This is a genomic window from Pseudoalteromonas peptidolytica, assembly GCF_012641745.1.
GTDB lineage: Bacteria > Pseudomonadota > Gammaproteobacteria > Enterobacterales > Alteromonadaceae > Pseudoalteromonas > Pseudoalteromonas peptidolytica.
Map to the genome: position 1 here is coordinate 146,311 of NZ_WEHZ01000009.1, position 16,552 is coordinate 162,862.

Consider the following 16,552-nt stretch of genomic DNA (forward strand, 5'->3'; position numbering starts at 1 on the left):
TTGGCTTAGTCTACTTCTTAGCTTAGTATTGTCAACGTTGCACGCGCCCACAAGGTTTACAAATGAACAATAAAAAAACAATTGATATTGAATTTGATCGCCAGCACATTTGGCATCCCTACACCTCAATGATTGACCCTTTGCCTGTTTATCCAGCCAAAAGAACGTTTGAAAACAAAATTGAGCTTGAATCTGGTGAAATACTCATTGATGGTATGGCCTCTTGGTGGAGCGCTGTACATGGCTATGGCCACCCAGAAATAATCACGGCAATAAAAAACCAAGCCGACACCATGAGTCATGTCATGTTTGGCGGTCTAACCCACCAGCCTGCCGTTGAATTATGTAAATTACTCATAGAGCTAACCCCTGCACCACTTAATCGAGTTTTTCTCGCCGACGGCGGCTCTGTCAGTGTGGAAGTGTCAATTAAAATGGCTATTCAATATTGGCTGAGCAAAGGCAAAAGAAATAAGACCCAAATTATGACGGCCAAAAAGGGCTATCACGGTGACACATTCGCAGCCATGAGTGTGTGTGATCCTGTCAACTCCATGCACGCGATGTACCAAGGCTTTTTACCTGAGCAAGTGTTTGTCGACGCTCCTAGTAGCAAATTTGAAGGCACTCAATGTCAAGAAGAGCTCAACCAGCTGGAAGCCGCTTTTGCAACCCACCATGAAAATGTGGCGGCGTTTATTATCGAACCCATTGTGCAAAATGCAGGAGGCATGAACTTTTATCACCCTGATTACCTAAAAGCGCTTAGGAAGCTATGTGATAAATATGAAGTGCTGCTGATTTTAGATGAAATAGCCACTGGGTTTGGCCGTACTGGTAAAATGTTCGCTTGTGAACACGCCGATATTTCACCTGATATCATGTGTGTAGGTAAAGCACTAACCGGTGGTAATATGACACTAGCCGCGACCTTGGCTACAGAGGACGTGGCATTGGGTATTAGCCAAGGTGAAGCTAAGGTATTAATGCACGGCCCGACTTTTATGGGCAACCCACTTGCCTGCGCTGCTGCCGTCGCCAGTTTAACACTCCTAAAGCGTAAAGAGTGCGACGCCAATATTAAACGAGTATCTAAAGCGCTAGAGGCACTCAAGCATTGTGAAAATCTACGTGCAGTAAAAGCAGTCAGAGTGCTTGGTGCAATCGGTGTTGTTGAAGTAGATAGAGTGGTCGATGTCGCCAAAATTCAAAAGTTCTTTATCCAAAAAGGCGTATGGATAAGACCGTTTGGCAAACTTATTTATATCATGCCTGCATATATTTCATCTGATAAAGACATCTTAACGTTAGCTGATGCCATCTATGCAGCAATTGCAGGTGATCATTTTTAATTGGTAATTTTAAAGGAGTTAGGTCTAATTAACGAGCTAACTCCATTAAACTAAGCCAAAGAGATTACCACAAAGCTGTGAAGTTGCATTTTTTCGAACTTTCCGACATTTGTACCTGAAATGATAATGGCAGCATGTTACCATGCTCGTTTTTATAATTTGCAAGTGAGAAAGAGACAAACTAAATATGCAGCAAACCGTCAAATTGCAGCCAGCTGAAGCTTACCAGCCACCTCGTTTTACCGTTTATCAGCACCGCCAAATCGATAAGATTGAGCAGCTAGATAAACTGCCAGAGCACCTGCGCTTTCAAATGAAAGTCGTTGCCAACGTATTTCCTTTTCGCGTTAATAATTTTGTAATTGAAGAGCTTATCGACTGGGACAAAGTGCCTAACGACCCTGTATTTCAATTAACTTTTCCACAGCGTGGTATGTTGGATGACGAATCTTACGATAAAATGGCTGCGCTGTTGAGTAAAGAACATACCCCAGAAGAGGTATTTAACCTTGCGACTGAAATTCGCCAAAAGTTAAATCCACACCCTGCTGGGCAAATGGAAAAAAACGTCCCTGAATATGAAGGTGAGCGTGTAGACGGGATCCAGCATAAATATAAAGAAACCGTTTTATTCTTCCCATCTCAAGGTCAATACTGCCATTCATATTGTACATTTTGCTTCCGCTGGGCTCAGTTTGTCGGCAAAGCAACGAGATTCAATAATAATGATGCCGAGCTACTTCATAATTACTTAGCACAGCACACCGAAGTGACGGATCTCTTGATGACTGGTGGCGACCCTATGGTTATGCGCACTGTTAAACTACGAAAATATCTAGAGGCATTGAAAGAGCCAAGGTTTGATCACATTCGTACTATCCGTATCGGTACGAAGTCCCTCACCTTCTGGCCATTTAGATACGTAACTGATCCAGACGCACAAGAGTTGCTAAAATTACTCAAAGAGCTTGTTGACGCTGGTAAACACGTATCAATTATGGCGCATGTTAATCACAAGCAAGAACTTCGCACAGAAGTCACCCGTGAAGCAATCAAGCTCATACGTAAGACTGGTGCTCAGATAAGAACACAAGCGCCTCTTTTAAATAATATAAACGTAGATGCAGATATGTGGGCCGAAATGTGGAAAGAGCAAACTCAGCTTGGCATGATCCCATACTACATGTTTATCGAGCGTGATACAGGAGCTAAGCGCTACTTTGAAATTCCACTACATAAAACGTGGGAAACCTTCCGTGAAGCTTATAAACAAGTGTCTGGAGTCAGCCGTACAGTGAGAGGCCCTTCAATGAGTGCAGGCCCTGGTAAAGTTGAAGTGTCAGGTGTGACTGAGATAGGCGGTGAGAAGGTATTTGTGCTGCGCTTTATTCAAGCACGAAACCCTGACTGGGTGCAGCGCCCTTTCTTTGCCAAATTTGATGAAAATGCTCACTGGCTAGATGACTTAAAGCCAGCATTTGGGGAAGAAAAATTCTTCTGGCAAGACGAATACGACGCCATGTAAATGTAATAACATCAAAAAAGCCAGCAAATTGCTGGCTTTTATTTGGCGCATTTAAATACCCTTGGGCTTGGATACAAAATGAGTTCACTCATTGCCTTTAAAATCACATTAAAGTATTGTCCACTTCCCTTAACATATAACGCCCACAGCTGCGGAAACCAGGGGCTTTAGCCACGAAGTGGCGTCCCGGTTTTCCGACAGACTGTGCTTGTTATGTTTTTTCGTGCTCTTAGTCAATTACCTGCGGTATTGCCGAAATTGAAACTAGGAGAACCAAAAGAGATAAAAACAGCATTGATTTTTGGCCCACATTTCTTTCGACACGAACCCCATAGTAGACACCCAAAACACAAGCTATAAACGCAAATGCTGTTGAGATTCTTGGCATGATACTAAACATGAATGCATTTAGCTGGTTCGTTGTATCAATACCTCTTGTACTTTGCCCCCATTGGAGAACAACAAAGTACAATATATCTACTGCCAGCAACAACGCTGCAATTACTGCTGTTCCAAAAAATACGTGCTTAATCTTCTTTCCGCTATCCACGATATCTACTTTCGTCGAGTGAAACATAACATTTTATTCGTGCGCATGCGCGTTTACCTCGTTGGACCAGTGAAAACGCGCGCAGTTAACTATCAGTATGTAAAGAACTTATCAGCATTCTTCTAAATATACCATCTAGAAAAATGCGCATGCGCGTTTCCCAAACCTATTATCTCAAATCGAAAACAAATAACCTATTGATAAAAATAATATTTTTAATTTATTCATGCGTAAACGCGCAAAAATTTTTTCATTATTTCCCTTGATATCCTAGAACTTTAGATAATACTGTATATATACACAGCACTATGAGGTAAGGAGTTATCATGAGTCTAAAAAGCCCATTTCTGAAAGGCCTTCAGGAAGAAATGCGTATGCGTGGTTACAGCATTAGAACAGAAAAAACCTACCTATATTGGATTAAGGCATTCATTAACTTTCACCACAAGCGTCACCCTGAGACAATGGGAACGGAAGAGGTTACATAATTCTTAACTTTCCTTGCCAACCAACGAAATGTGGCTATCAACACACAAAAAATTGCACTTAACGCGTTAGCCTATTTGTATCAGAAGCATTTGCACCATGAGCTTGGGGATTTAGGCTTTTGCTATGCCACTAAACAAAGACATTTACCTACGGTGTTATCCCCATCAGAAATCTCACTAATACTAAATGAACTTGATGGCCGCGATAGACTAATAATAGAACTACTCTATGGTAGCGGACTAAGAGTTTCAGAATGCCTCAGGTTACGTATCCAAGATATTGATATTGATAGAGCTTCGCTGACCGTTAGAGACGGAAAAGGGTATAAAGATTGGCAAACCACCCTCAGCAATAGATGCTAAAAAAGTTGGTTGCACATTCCACTGCTGAATCGAAATGGGGCTGGAATGAGTTGACTAAACGGCCGCTATGTAGAATGAAGCTAACATTGACGACCGTCTCTTGTTTGCTCGAAGGCGAACTCTAAACCCGCTCTTTTTGACTGTAAGATCGGATACGATACTACCCTGTTTACTTGCACGAGCGTTGTTAGCGTTACTCTACTCTGTGCTTGATCACCATTCGAAGAGGTGTGCCATTTTCGAAATCGTTTTCAGCCCAACGCCATGGCCATTTCGTTTGGCGTATAAATGTTGTAGTGACTTATCCCTAATTTCGCCAACGATCACTTCTTTAACTTGATAACCCATCGCAGTAGCCGCAGAGGCGTAAGCAACAAATTCCCACTTTTTAATATTGGTGTTATCAACGACCACAAGCGGGATCCCCTCTGCTAGTGCGTTTATAAAACGGGCAAGATTTAAATTGTGGTACTCGGACAAGCGCTGCTTTTCAAAGTGATACTCACCATTTTCATTAACGAAAAAGTCGTCCGTTGAGCAAATAAAATACTGTGTTTCATCACCAGCAACTAAGTCATCAGCTAGCGTTTGCGCGTAATGCGATTTACCAGAGCCTGGTAGCCCCCTCAAAATAAAAACTTGTTTCATCGAATTTTGAACGTCACTGTTAGTATTATTTAAGTAATTTTTATCATCGGATGTTCATAATGCCACAACATCGGTATTTTTTCATGGTTTTAGTCGTTTAATTGAGTGTAGTTTTTTGCATTTCAGTGTTTTTTTATTTGTTCATCGCAGGTAAGATACGGCTTACATGACGATAAGACATTCTGTCTTTTAATTTACAAATAAAAAATAAATCATTTGGAGTAAAGATGAGCCACACAGCGATAACGGAGCTACTAGCAGGCACCGTTGCGGTTGACAGCCAAGTTACAGTAAAAGGCTGGATCCGTACACGACGTGATTCAAAAGCAGGTATTTCATTTCTAGCCGTTCATGACGGTTCTTGTTTTGACCCTATTCAAGCCGTAGTCCCTAATTCGCTGAATAATTATGACGAAGTGACTCGTCTTACTGCTGGGTGTTCAGTAGCGGTGACTGGTGTGCTTGTACAATCTCAAGGTCAAGGCCAATCTTTTGAGATCCAAGCTAACAGTGTTGAGGTATTAGGCTGGGTCGAGAATCCTGATTCTTACCCAATGGCGGCAAAGCGCCATAGTATTGAATACTTACGCGAACATGCACACCTTCGCCCGCGCACTAACGTAATGGGCGCAGTGACACGTGTGCGTAACTGTCTTGCACAAGCAATTCACCGCTTCTATCACGAGCGTGGCTACCAGTGGATCAGCACACCTATCATTACCGCGAGTGACTGTGAAGGTGCAGGCGAGATGTTCCGTGTATCTACACTTGATATGAACAACCTACCACGCACAGACAAAGGCGATGTAGACTATTCAGAAGACTTTTTTGGTAAAGAAGCATTCTTGACGGTATCAGGTCAGCTTAACGGTGAAACCTACGCCAGTGCCCTTTCAAAAATCTACACGTTTGGCCCGACATTCCGCGCTGAGAACTCAAACACGTCTCGCCACCTAGCTGAGTTTTGGATGGTTGAGCCGGAAGTTGCGTTTGCCGACCTGAACGACATTGCAGCACTTGCAGAAGATATGTTGAAGTATGTGTTTAAAGCAGTACTTGACGAACGTCGTGATGATATGGAATTTTTCGCACAACGCATCGAAAAAGATGCCATTACTCGCCTAGAGTCATTCATCGACAAAGACTTTGCTCAGGTAGATTACACAGATGCTATCGACATTCTTAAAGCATGTGATAAAGAGTTTGAATTCCCTGTTGAATGGGGCGTCGACTTACAGTCTGAGCACGAACGCTACCTAGCTGAAGTACACTTTAACGCACCGGTAGTAATCAAAAACTATCCTCGTGATATTAAAGCGTTCTACATGCGTCAAAACGAAGACGGTAAAACCGTTGCCGCAATGGACGTTGTTGCACCTGGTATTGGTGAAATCATTGGTGGCTCACAACGTGAAGAGCGTTTAGATGTGCTAGATGCGCGTCTTGAAGAAATGGGCTTGAACAAAGAAGATTACAGCTGGTACCGTGACCTACGTAAGTATGGAACAGTGCCTCACTCAGGCTTTGGTCTTGGCTTCGAGCGTTTGGTTGCATATGTAACGGGTATGGGCAACGTACGTGACGTGATTGCATTCCCACGCACAAAAGGTAGTGCAACGTACTAAGTCTTAGTAAATAGCCAGAGTTGCGCTCTTATCGACTTTGGTTAAATGTAAAAAGGCCTTCATTTAGAAGGCCTTTTTGTTTGTGTAACAAATACTATTTATTACAAAACTTCTAGTAGCTCAACGTCGAAGATTAACGTTGAGAAAGGTGCGATTGATGCACCCGCACCGCGCTCACCGTATGCAAGCTCGTGTGGAATATATAGACGCCATTTAGAGCCAGCAGGCATCATTTGTAGTGCCTCAGTCCAGCCTTTGATAACACCATTTACAGGGAATTCAGCTGGCTGACCACGCTCGTATGAGCTATCAAACGTTGTACCGTTAATAAGTGTACCGTGGTAATGAACGCGTACTTTTGATTCCGCTTCAGGCTTAGCACCTTCGCCTGTTTCAACAACCTCGTATTGAAGGCCAGACTCAGTTACCGTTACTTCTGCACGCTTTGCATTTTCCTCAAGGAATGCAATGCCCTCAGCAGCCAATACTTTCGCTTCTTCTTCACGACGCTGTTGGATCTCAGCATTGATCTTTTCAAATGCAGCTTGGATTTCAGGGATCTCAACGCGGAAGCTGTCACCAGCATAAGCGTCTTTCATACCTTCGAATACAGAGTTAAGGTTTAAGCCTTCGAAAGGATTCGCTTTTAATTGCTCACCCATCTGTAAGCCAATACCATAGCTCGCTTTATCTGCGTCTGTGTTGAATTGAGACATAGTCTTTCCATATTTTTATTTAACAAGAATTTATGATTGTATCACAGCAAAATTACTCAAGATACCGAAGCTGCTGGAATATCAAGCACTCGAGCTCAGCTGCAAAGACAAAAAAACCGCTAACTAGCGGCTTTTTCTTCGGCGTATTGTTTGAGTTTTTTCATCACAAAGGTTGCAAACGGTAATAACAAAACCAAGCCAACATTTAGCTCATCACTGTATTGACCTAAGCTACCAGTAAAATAGTGGCCAAAACCAATAACACCACACAATGCAATAACCACACTCGCCAATTGCGGCCAGCTCTTTTCATATTTTGTTATTAAGTGGCCTGCAAGACAATTAAATAAAAACACATGTAATAGTGTCATCGTTATGTCTGGGTCTTGTTGCGAGTCAATCGATAGCGTAAGCGCCATGTTGAGACCACTAAGATAAAAATAACTAAATACAATCCAAAGAGAACTATGTTTTATTATTACAATATTACTAGCCGCTGACATGTACGCCTCCAAACGAAAAAAACCGCCAAATAAAGGCGGTTTTGGGAATGAGGTGGCGGAGAGATAGGGATTTGAACCCTAGATACGCTATTAACGTATGCCGGTTTTCAAGACCGGTGCTTTCAACCACTCAGCCATCTCTCCGTTGTTGGCGCGCATTTTATGGATTAAATACCCGCTTGTAAAGCTCTATTTTGATTTTTGCATTTAATCGAGCAAATTACAGTCAATAATATTGTTTTGGTCTCTTAGCTATATAGGCAAACACACTACTCGCCACAACCACTCCAATAATAATGATCCCCGAGTCAATCATACCAACAACGGCATTTTTTGCCGGTAACACCCGCTCAATGATGACAGGTATTGTCGACACTAATACCACGGTACTAAGGACTTTAAATGCTCTAGAGAAGTCGAATCGCTTGGTATAACTCATCCATGTAGTTAATACACCTAATACTATGATTGGTGCAAGTAGGCTCATCCAAATTTGGCTGGTATAGCTTGAAAGCATCACAGTCGCGGAGCATCCTATTAGGCTCCAAATGATCCAGGCAGTCCAATTTTCCCGTTCTTTTAAAAATAAATTACCCATGACACATCTTCTTTCAATTAGCTTATTATTTTTTATTGTTATAGAAAACAGGATTTACTGTCTTAGAGTAGCAAACATAATGGCTATAAAACAACCACATCGACTGAGACAGTTTAATTTGTGGAAAGTTCAAGAAAAAATACCAAAGTATCCGTTACCACAGCATTAATCATTGCACAAAAAAAGCACAGCTTTTGCTGTGCTTTTTAGGGGTTATTTTGAAGTGATAAAGTTAACTGTCTGCTTTATCAAGTTCATCTACTAATAACTTGGTTTCATCAGCTCTTGGTTTAGTGAATCTAGCTAATCCAAGATAAACGACAGGTGTTAGGTATAAAGTAAAGAATACAGCTAACCCAAGACCACCAAACACTACCCAACCAATTGCATTTCTCGACTCAGCACCTGCGCCAACCGATAAAATCAACGGTAATGCACCTAGTAATGTCGACACTAATGTCATCATGATCGGACGTAAACGTATCACCGCAGCCTCTTCTACTGCTTGCCTAACAGTACGTCCTTTGTCACGTAATTGATCCGCGAATTCAACCAATAAAATTGCATTTTTAGCAATTAGCCCTATCAGCATGACTAAACCAATTTGAGAATAGATATTAAGTGAAGTGCCGGTTAGATAAAGTGCGAGTATCGCTGAGGAGATCCCAAACGGCACGGTTATCATCACAACAACCGCACTATTCACGCTTTCAAATTGTGCAGCAAGTACTAGCAATACAATTAAAAAGGCCAACACGTAAGTCAATAACACCTCATTAGCAGTCTCTTCAAACGTTAACGCTTCCCCTTTGAACGCCAAGGTTACGCTATCCGGTAAGCTACGCTCTGCTAGCGTGCGTAACTGTTCAACTACTTCAGCCATTGGTATTGCTTCAGGCTGCTTCATATCAAGCTCAATACTACGACGCTGAGCATGACGCTCAAGCTCAGCCGCAACGCCCTCTTCTACAATTACCGCGAGGCTACTGAGTGGGACTAACGCACCAGAGCGACTACCCACGTAGAGATTGGCCAAGTCACTGGGATCTCGAATAGTATGATTTTGTGCTTGGAGCATGATAGGAATAGATTGATCGCCAACATTAAGGTCGGCAACATCATCTCCATTGATTGCAGCCCTCAGAGTGGTTGAGATGTCACTCAAACTCACACCAAGCTCTTCTGCTCTGCGGCGGTCAATGTTAACACGAAGCTGAGGTTGCGAAGGTTGATAAGATATTTGTACAGGAGCCGCATCCGGCATTTCTTTTTCAACTAAGGCAGCAAACGTCTGCGCTGCTTTGAATATTTCAAGGTAGTCATTACCAAGTAACGCAAGTTCAATTCCCCCACCTTGACCTCTTAGGTTTAGGCTATTTGCGCCAAAAGCGCGTGCCGGGGCACCTAGAATATTACCAAGGGGAGCTCGGATTTTGTCAATAATCTCTTGTTGTGAGAAATGCCTTTCATCCCAGTGCTTTAATGGCACAGTAATAAACACGATATTGGGATCCCACTGGCCAACTACAGTGTAAATAGACTCTATCTCGCCACTCTCTACAAACGGTAACAAAATGTCTTCCATTTGCTTGGCTTGCCTATCCATAAAGTTAAGACCAACACCGTCAGGTCCTCTGGCGAATATTCGGATCTTGCCTCTGTCTTCTGATGGTAACAGCTCATTGTCTAGCTGTGTATACAGCGCGCCTGATAGTCCAGCGATAATCACAAATATGCCAAACGTAAGCCAAGCATGATCTAGTACCCAATGGATCGTACCACGGTACCAAGTCGCGAGCTTAACTCCCGCTGCAGAGAAAATGTGCTTTTTACCATCTTGTTTTAATTTTAGCTTTGAAGTCAGTGCCGGTACTAACGATAAAGCTACAAACGAGGAAATAATCACAGCTCCTGCCAGCACACCACCAAACTCTCTAAATAATCGACCAGCCGTTGAGGGTAAAAAGGCAATGGGCACAAATACCGCAGCCAATACTGCTGTTGTGGCCACCACAGCAAAAAAGACTTCTCGGGTGCCTAATACCGCCGCTGCACGACGGCCAATCCCTTCCCCGCGACGACGCTGGATATTCTCACTGACTACGATGGCATCATCAACAATAAGCCCTGTCGCCAAGACTAATGCCAGCAGAGTAAGAACATTCACTGAAAATCCCAGCGCCCAAATAAGTGCCAGCGAGCCGATCAGCGCAACTGGGATGGCAAAAGCAGGGATCAGCGTTGCACGCCATGAACCGATAAAAACCCACAGTGTGAACACGACTAGTAATATAGTTATCACCAAAGAGCTAAGCACTTCATCCACTGACGAACGAATAAACTGGGCATCATCAGAGGTAACAGAAAGCGCGAGATCAGGAAATCGTGCTTTAGTTTTCTCAACAAGCTGTAGCACTTCATCGGAGATCTCAATGGTGTTGGACTGGGCTTGACGAATAATTTCAAGACCAATGACAGGTTCACCATCTAGCCGTACCATAGAGCGAGGATCTGCTGGACCGAAATACACAGACGCAATGTCTCCAATGCGTGTATCACCTCGAATGATGATGTCACTGATCTGCTCTGCGGTAATAGAGGTCGCGTCTGCACGAACAATCAGCTGCTGGTCATCTGATTTCAAGCTACCGGCAGGCACATCAAATGGCGCTTGTTTAAGTGCAGCTGCTACATCTGGCACTGTTAAGTTAAAACTTGTCAACTTGAGTGGATCAAGTCTTACCCTAAGCACTCGCTCTCGGTCACCGTTGAGGCGAACATCTGCAACACCTGGAATGGTTAAAAATTGTGGTGCTAAATCTTTCTCAACACGCTCGGTTAGACCTTCAAGTGTCAATGAAGCCGAGCTTACCGTTAAAGACACAACAGCTTCAGCGTCATTATCCGCTTTTATTATCGAAACACGCTCAACTTCTTCAGGCAACTCTCTTTGTACTCGCGATACAGATTCACGGGTCTCGTTTGCCGCATCATCGAGGTTAATCCCAGGACGAAACTCAACAACGATGCGCGCATTATTTTCTTCGCTTTGTGCACGGATACTTTTGACTCCGCTTACCCGAGCTACTGCGCCCTCTAGCTTACTGGTTACTTCGGTATCGACAGTTTCAGGAGAGCCACCAGGAAAAGAAGCTGAAACAGTTAATCTTGGCCTATCTACATCTGGCAATTCCCGTACTTCTACACCGGCTAATGCCGCAATTCCCGCAATAATGATTAACAAATTTAAAACGACGATAAGTACCGGACGGCGAATGGCCATTGACGGTAAATCTTGTAGTTGTGGTAAATCAGGCTTGGTCACAGTTTATTCCCTCGCCAGCGCATTTGTAATTGCAATCTCATGACCAGGACGAAGTCGTTGCACCCCTTCAACAACCAATAACTCTCTTGCTGCTAACTCCCCAGACACCAGTAACTTGCCGGGTAAGCGTTGCTGGATTTTCACATCAACCCGTTTAGCTTTACCATTTTCTTCTTTCCATACATAAGGACCTGTTGCTCCCCACAGAAGCGCAGCTTCTGGGATAACTGCAAATTCTTGGCCTAGCAAAGTTAGAGATACTCTAAAGCTCATGCCCGGTAAAAACCGCGCATTTTGATTGTCGAAAATGGCTTTCACTCTCAAGGTTCTTGCTGTCGGGTCTATCCGCGAGTCCATCTGAGCTATATCAGCACTAATGCGGGTGTCATTATCATTCCATGGTGTTAGTAGAACGTTATCAATCTCTTTGAGCATGCTGTAAGCCGATTCAGGTGCTGCAAATTGAACGTAAAGTTTGTCGAAATTATCAATACTGGCAATCGCGGTTTGTGTTGTAATACGGTCGCCCACTTCAACGTCAGTTAACCCCATCACGCCACTAAACGGCGCAATAACGCGGCGATCTTCAAGCTCGTTTTCGGCTTGTACTACTGCAACTTTTGCAAGATCACGCTCTGTTACCGCCTTATCTAACTCATTGATAGGCACGGCTCCGCGCTTTTGGCTGTCGGTCAAACGCTCAACTGTACGTTGTGCATCAGCCAAGCGAATTTGTGCTTCTTTCAGCGCAGCTTTTTGACGGCGTGAATCTAATTCAAGTAACAAGGTGCCTGCTTCTACATGGTCGCCCGGACTAAAATGCACGGCGGTTACCTTGTCTCCTGTTGCGGGATAAAGTATGACTGATTGGATCGCTTCTGCATTGCCTACAGCTTGGATTTGCTCACTGCTACTTTCAAATTGAATTGGCTCTGCAATCACTTGCGAAGGTTTTGCCTGCACGGCGCTGGTTATCAACATGGTAGCTACAATAGCTACCAAGCGCGTTACTTTACACATATTAACCTTATAAACTACCTTTATTTTAGCTGCTTTGAGTGTAACAGTTATTCACTCAAACCAAGATAAACTATTCGATAACACACAGTATAAGTGCGATAAAATGCAGTATGCCTTACAGTGGCCTAAAGAAAAGATAAGCCCCTGTAAAGTAAGGTAAAGTTATGTAAAGATAGTGGTCAAAATGAGCGCGATAGGCATTCGCGCTGTGGTTTTTTATTGCGCGGCTGCGCGCATTAGCCTGTCATTCACGTCTCGCCACTTAGGCGTACGTGGAGGTGCTTCCAATAAAATTTCTGTTGCACTAGATTGGTCTAACTGATGCAGGCCGTAATACAGCCCTTGTGCATATTTGGTTTTTTCCGCACCAAGTTTTAGATCCACCAGCTCATTTATATCGCGATGCTCCGAGAGTATTGACTCTATTTCTGAAGAATAATATAAAATTCCCGTATTGGGCGCACATCCTAGCTGCAAGCGAGACGTCAGCGCTTGAGTTGATAGAATAGTAAGACGTTTGCTGGGCTGATAATGCGCTTTTACATTACCAGGCACAGCCACAGTGTGGACATCAGGTTCTTCCACTTCCATATTTAGTACCGCTTCAAGATCAGCTTTGGTAATAGGCCCCGCCCTTAAGATCCTTGGTGTAGGCGATGAAATATCAACAATGGTCGACTCGAGACCCACTTCACAGGAGCCACCATCTAAAACCGCAGCAATTTTACCAGACAAACCAAATAATACTTGCTCGGCAGTGGTCGGACTGATTTTCTTGTAGGGATTCGCTGATGGCGCAGCAAGTCCCGACTGCACTTGTTGTAACAATGCTAACATCGCTGGGTGATTTGGTACTCGGATCCCAACTGTTTTGTGACCGCCAGTAACTACATCGCTGACATGTGCACGCTTTTTAGCAACTATGGTCAACGGTCCTGGCCAAAATGCGTCAGCCAAGGCATCAAAATAATCAGGCAAGGTTTCAGCCCATTGAGTTACCAAAGACTTGTCGGCCACATGAACAATGAGAGGGTGATCAGCTGGGCGCCCTTTTGCTGCAAAAATTTTTTTTACTGCATTTGGCTGATTAGCGTCAGCTGCTAAGCCGTAAACGGTCTCAGTCGGAACCGCAACCAGTTGACCATCACGTGCAAGCTCAGCCGCTTGAGTCACCGCGGTTGGATCTGTTGCCAATAAATGTAAGGTAGTTAAGCTCGCTTCACCCACGTTGTCTTCTCACTGTAAAAAATGGACGCGAATTATAACCAATTTAAAATGCAAAGAGCCAGTATTACTGGCTCTGGTATACATCCATAGTCAAAAATACTTAACCTGAGGTTTGGATAAGGAATGCTCCAACTCATTGTTGCTATCGCACAACTTAGTTGTTCCCTTGTCTAGCCAGAAAGTTTTAGGGAAAACACCGCTTCCGCGCCCTGCTCTCGCAAAGGTGCCTACATCCTGTAGGCAAGGCGAATTTACGCACCACTAGCTGGCTATTGGAAAGACTGGCTGCTAGAAGGCATTGATTATCCGCAGCTCAAGTTACTTACTGTGCATTTGCAACCATTACCGTTTTCACATTAACAAATTCCTTTATTCCAAAACCACCGTGCTCTCTGCCATAGCCGCTGTCCTTTACCCCACCGAATGGTAAATTGGGCTGTGCAAGAGAATAACCGTTTATGTTCACCATACCTGTGTCGAACTCTTTGATGGCAAGCTTCATTGCATGCTGCGTATCTTTGGAGAAAATCCCAACACCTAAGCCATAGCGCGAATCATTAGCCACCATCATTGCTTCAGCTTCATCTTTTACACGGATCAAAGACGCTACTGGCCCAAATAACTCATCATACGCAGGCATACCGGGTTTAACATCTTCTAAAATAGTGACCGGATAATAAAAGCCTTTGTCCTTTGGAATTTTGCCACCAAGTGTGCACCTTGCACCAGCGTCAATAGATGCTTCGACTTGTTGATGTAATTCGTCACGTAAGTCTTTACGTGCCATAGGACCAAGATCTGTGTCTGCCGCGCTCGGATCTCCAACTTTTAACTGTTTAAACCCTGACACAAAAGCCTCTCTAAACTGATCATAAATTTCATCAACAATAATAAAGCGCTTCGCGGCAACGCAGGTTTCACCGTTGTTGACAATACGCCCTTGTATACATGCTGCTACTGACTTTTCGATATCGGCATCCGCCAACACGATAAAAGCATCGTTACTGCCCAGTTCCAGTACCGTCTTTTTGGACAGCTCAGCAGAGCGCTTCGCAACTTGCTTTCCTACTTTGTCACTACCCGTAAAGGTCACACCACGAATATGCTGATTTTCGATCAGTTCACCTGCTGTCTTTCCGTCAATGAGTAAAGATTGAAAACAGCCTTTTGGAAACCCAGCTTCTAAATATAACTCTTCAATTAGTTTCGCCATCCCAAACACATTAGATGCGTGTTTCATAACAGTGGTATTGCCCGCCATCACATTTGAAACACTATACCTAATAACTTGGTAAAGCGGAAAATTCCACGGTTGGATCCCTAAAATCACACCAATTGGCTGGTACGTGATAATCGCATGACCCTGTTCAAATACACGATGTTCATCTTGGAGCTCACTTTCTCCTTGCTCCGCTGTATAACGGCAAATCTTTGCACATAATGCGACCTCTTGCTTGCCTTGCTCCGTTACTTTGCCCATTTCCTCGGTCATTAACGCAACTAACTTGGGGGAGTTTGCCTCAATCAAATCAGCCAGTTTATTTAACTTTTGAGCCCGTTGTGTAAAGGTAGTTTTTTTCCAAAATTAATAGCAATCATTCGCTAAATCTACCGCTTTATTTGCTTCATGCAAATTCATCAATCGATATTCGTTTACTGGTTGCTCGTTGGCGGGATTAATTGTAGTGACCATATTTGGCATCATGAGACTCCTTCAAAGATTGTAACAACGTAAATCAGTATTAGTGATTTACTGCTATTGCCTTTAGCTGTTGCAAAGAAAGCGCCATCAATATATAAATATGTAACAGTATGATTTTTAATTAATTTATTTTTATTATTTGTGTTAAGAATAATAATGGGGATAACTTGGTTAGAAAAGACTACATACTGAGTATGAAAAGTTTGCACATCTAATAGCAAAAAGGAGCCATTGGGCCAATGCCAGTCAGTTAAGCTGACTGGCATTTCTTTTTTTATATGGGTACTTTGATGGCTTAGGCTTTATCGCTCTTGGATACTGCCTATCTTCTCTTCTAGGTGGCAGTTTAAATAGTCTTAGCGTACCTAGCAGATGCCCCCAGTGAATTGGAATGTTACCGGGACTCATTATTGATATTGATGAGAAGTATTGAATCACCGCCATCGAGCAGCTTGAGAAACTGAGTTGATTAGGCCATATTCCTTCGGCTTTCGCTGCTAGGGTCATCAACCTTCGAATTAAATTGTATGCGAGGAGGATCCCCCACAGCTCCTGTCTAACCATATCAGGGCGCTTGCTTCGAAGATGATATGTGCTATCTAGCATGGTTTGCTTTATTTCTCGATACCCTAACTCTATTTCCCAGCGGTGGCTATATAAATCAACTATTTCACTACATGGAAAGCGGAGTCTATCTACCATCGAGGTTAGTATTCGATAGTTTTTACCCTTTATGATTTTACTAACCAGCCTTGCTTTAATAACCTCGGGAACATCAGGGAAGTTCTTTTGCGCATGCTTAGTGGTTTTAAGCTCAATTATCAGGTCATTTTTACCAACCTTAGAAACAACTTCGTATTGTAAATCAGGCCTGGCTGGTATTAGCCAATGCCTTTCTTCTCCAGTGCTG

12 protein-coding genes, 1 tRNA gene and 2 pseudogenes are annotated in these 16,552 nt (G+C 43.3%); 4 read left to right on the forward strand and 11 right to left on the reverse strand.

What is annotated here, in order from left to right; genetic code table 11:
- The first annotated feature begins 62 nt into the window (after positions 1-62).
- Both bioA and F9Y84_RS08210 read left to right on the forward strand, forming a co-directional pair.
- Positions 63-1,352 carry an adenosylmethionine--8-amino-7-oxononanoate transaminase gene (gene bioA, locus F9Y84_RS08205; protein WP_147389508.1) on the forward strand — a complete coding sequence of 430 codons (1,290 nt, stop codon included), beginning with the start codon at positions 63-65 and terminating at the stop codon, positions 1,350-1,352.
- A 187-nt stretch (positions 1,353-1,539) separates the two neighbouring features.
- On the forward strand, positions 1,540-2,877 hold the full coding sequence (locus tag F9Y84_RS08210) for a KamA family radical SAM protein (protein ID WP_147389509.1): 1,338 nt from the start codon (positions 1,540-1,542) through the stop codon (positions 2,875-2,877).
- Between the two features lie 229 nt (positions 2,878-3,106).
- Here the strand turns inward: F9Y84_RS08210 and F9Y84_RS08215 are convergent, their stop codons facing one another.
- Positions 3,107-3,427, reverse strand: coding sequence for a hypothetical protein (locus tag F9Y84_RS08215; protein WP_147389510.1), 321 nt, complete (start codon positions 3,425-3,427; stop codon positions 3,107-3,109).
- Between the two features lie 326 nt (positions 3,428-3,753).
- Between F9Y84_RS08215 and F9Y84_RS08220 the strand changes: the two are divergent.
- Positions 3,754-4,275: pseudogene (locus F9Y84_RS08220) on the forward strand (phage integrase N-terminal SAM-like domain-containing protein); the annotation flags it as partial.
- A gap of 216 nt (positions 4,276-4,491) precedes the next feature.
- Here the strand turns inward: F9Y84_RS08220 and F9Y84_RS08225 are convergent.
- Complete coding sequence (locus F9Y84_RS08225; protein ID WP_125253940.1) at positions 4,492-4,926, reverse strand: AAA family ATPase; 435 nt, start codon at positions 4,924-4,926, stop codon at positions 4,492-4,494.
- A gap of 227 nt (positions 4,927-5,153) precedes the next feature.
- Between F9Y84_RS08225 and asnS the strand changes: the two genes are divergently transcribed.
- A complete protein-coding gene (gene asnS / locus F9Y84_RS08230) occupies positions 5,154-6,551 on the forward strand; it encodes an asparagine--tRNA ligase (protein ID WP_125253939.1) in 1,398 nt (465 codons plus the stop codon).
- A 101-nt stretch (positions 6,552-6,652) separates the two neighbouring features.
- Here the strand turns inward: asnS and bamJ are convergent, their stop codons facing one another.
- The 9 genes and pseudogenes from bamJ to F9Y84_RS08275 form a co-directional block, all read right to left on the reverse strand.
- A complete protein-coding gene (gene bamJ, locus F9Y84_RS08235; RefSeq protein ID WP_125253938.1) occupies positions 6,653-7,267 on the reverse strand; it encodes a BamJ family beta-barrel-assembly machinery protein in 615 nt (204 codons plus the stop codon).
- Between the two features lie 119 nt (positions 7,268-7,386).
- Entirely contained in the window at positions 7,387-7,770 is a 384-nt protein-coding gene (locus F9Y84_RS08240) for a hypothetical protein (protein WP_147389511.1), read from the reverse strand.
- Between the two features lie 53 nt (positions 7,771-7,823).
- Positions 7,824-7,914: transfer RNA gene (locus tag F9Y84_RS08245), tRNA-Ser, on the reverse strand.
- 82 nt (positions 7,915-7,996) lie between these two features.
- Complete coding sequence (locus F9Y84_RS08250; protein ID WP_125253936.1) at positions 7,997-8,368, reverse strand: hypothetical protein; 372 nt, start codon at positions 8,366-8,368, stop codon at positions 7,997-7,999.
- Positions 8,369-8,600: 232 nt separating this feature from the next.
- Complete coding sequence (locus F9Y84_RS08255) at positions 8,601-11,651, reverse strand: efflux RND transporter permease subunit (protein WP_192503261.1); 3,051 nt, start codon at positions 11,649-11,651, stop codon at positions 8,601-8,603.
- A 45-nt stretch (positions 11,652-11,696) separates the two neighbouring features.
- Entirely contained in the window at positions 11,697-12,713 is a 1,017-nt protein-coding gene (locus F9Y84_RS08260; RefSeq protein ID WP_147389513.1) for an efflux RND transporter periplasmic adaptor subunit, read from the reverse strand.
- A gap of 216 nt (positions 12,714-12,929) precedes the next feature.
- Complete coding sequence (locus F9Y84_RS08265; RefSeq protein ID WP_147389514.1) at positions 12,930-13,940, reverse strand: L-threonylcarbamoyladenylate synthase; 1,011 nt, start codon at positions 13,938-13,940, stop codon at positions 12,930-12,932.
- A gap of 322 nt (positions 13,941-14,262) precedes the next feature.
- A pseudogene (locus F9Y84_RS08270) lies at positions 14,263-15,642 on the reverse strand (NAD-dependent succinate-semialdehyde dehydrogenase).
- 246 nt (positions 15,643-15,888) lie between these two features.
- Positions 15,889-16,552, reverse strand: a 664-nt coding sequence (locus tag F9Y84_RS08275) for a transposase (RefSeq protein ID WP_168756749.1), incomplete at its 5' end; no start/stop codon positions are given.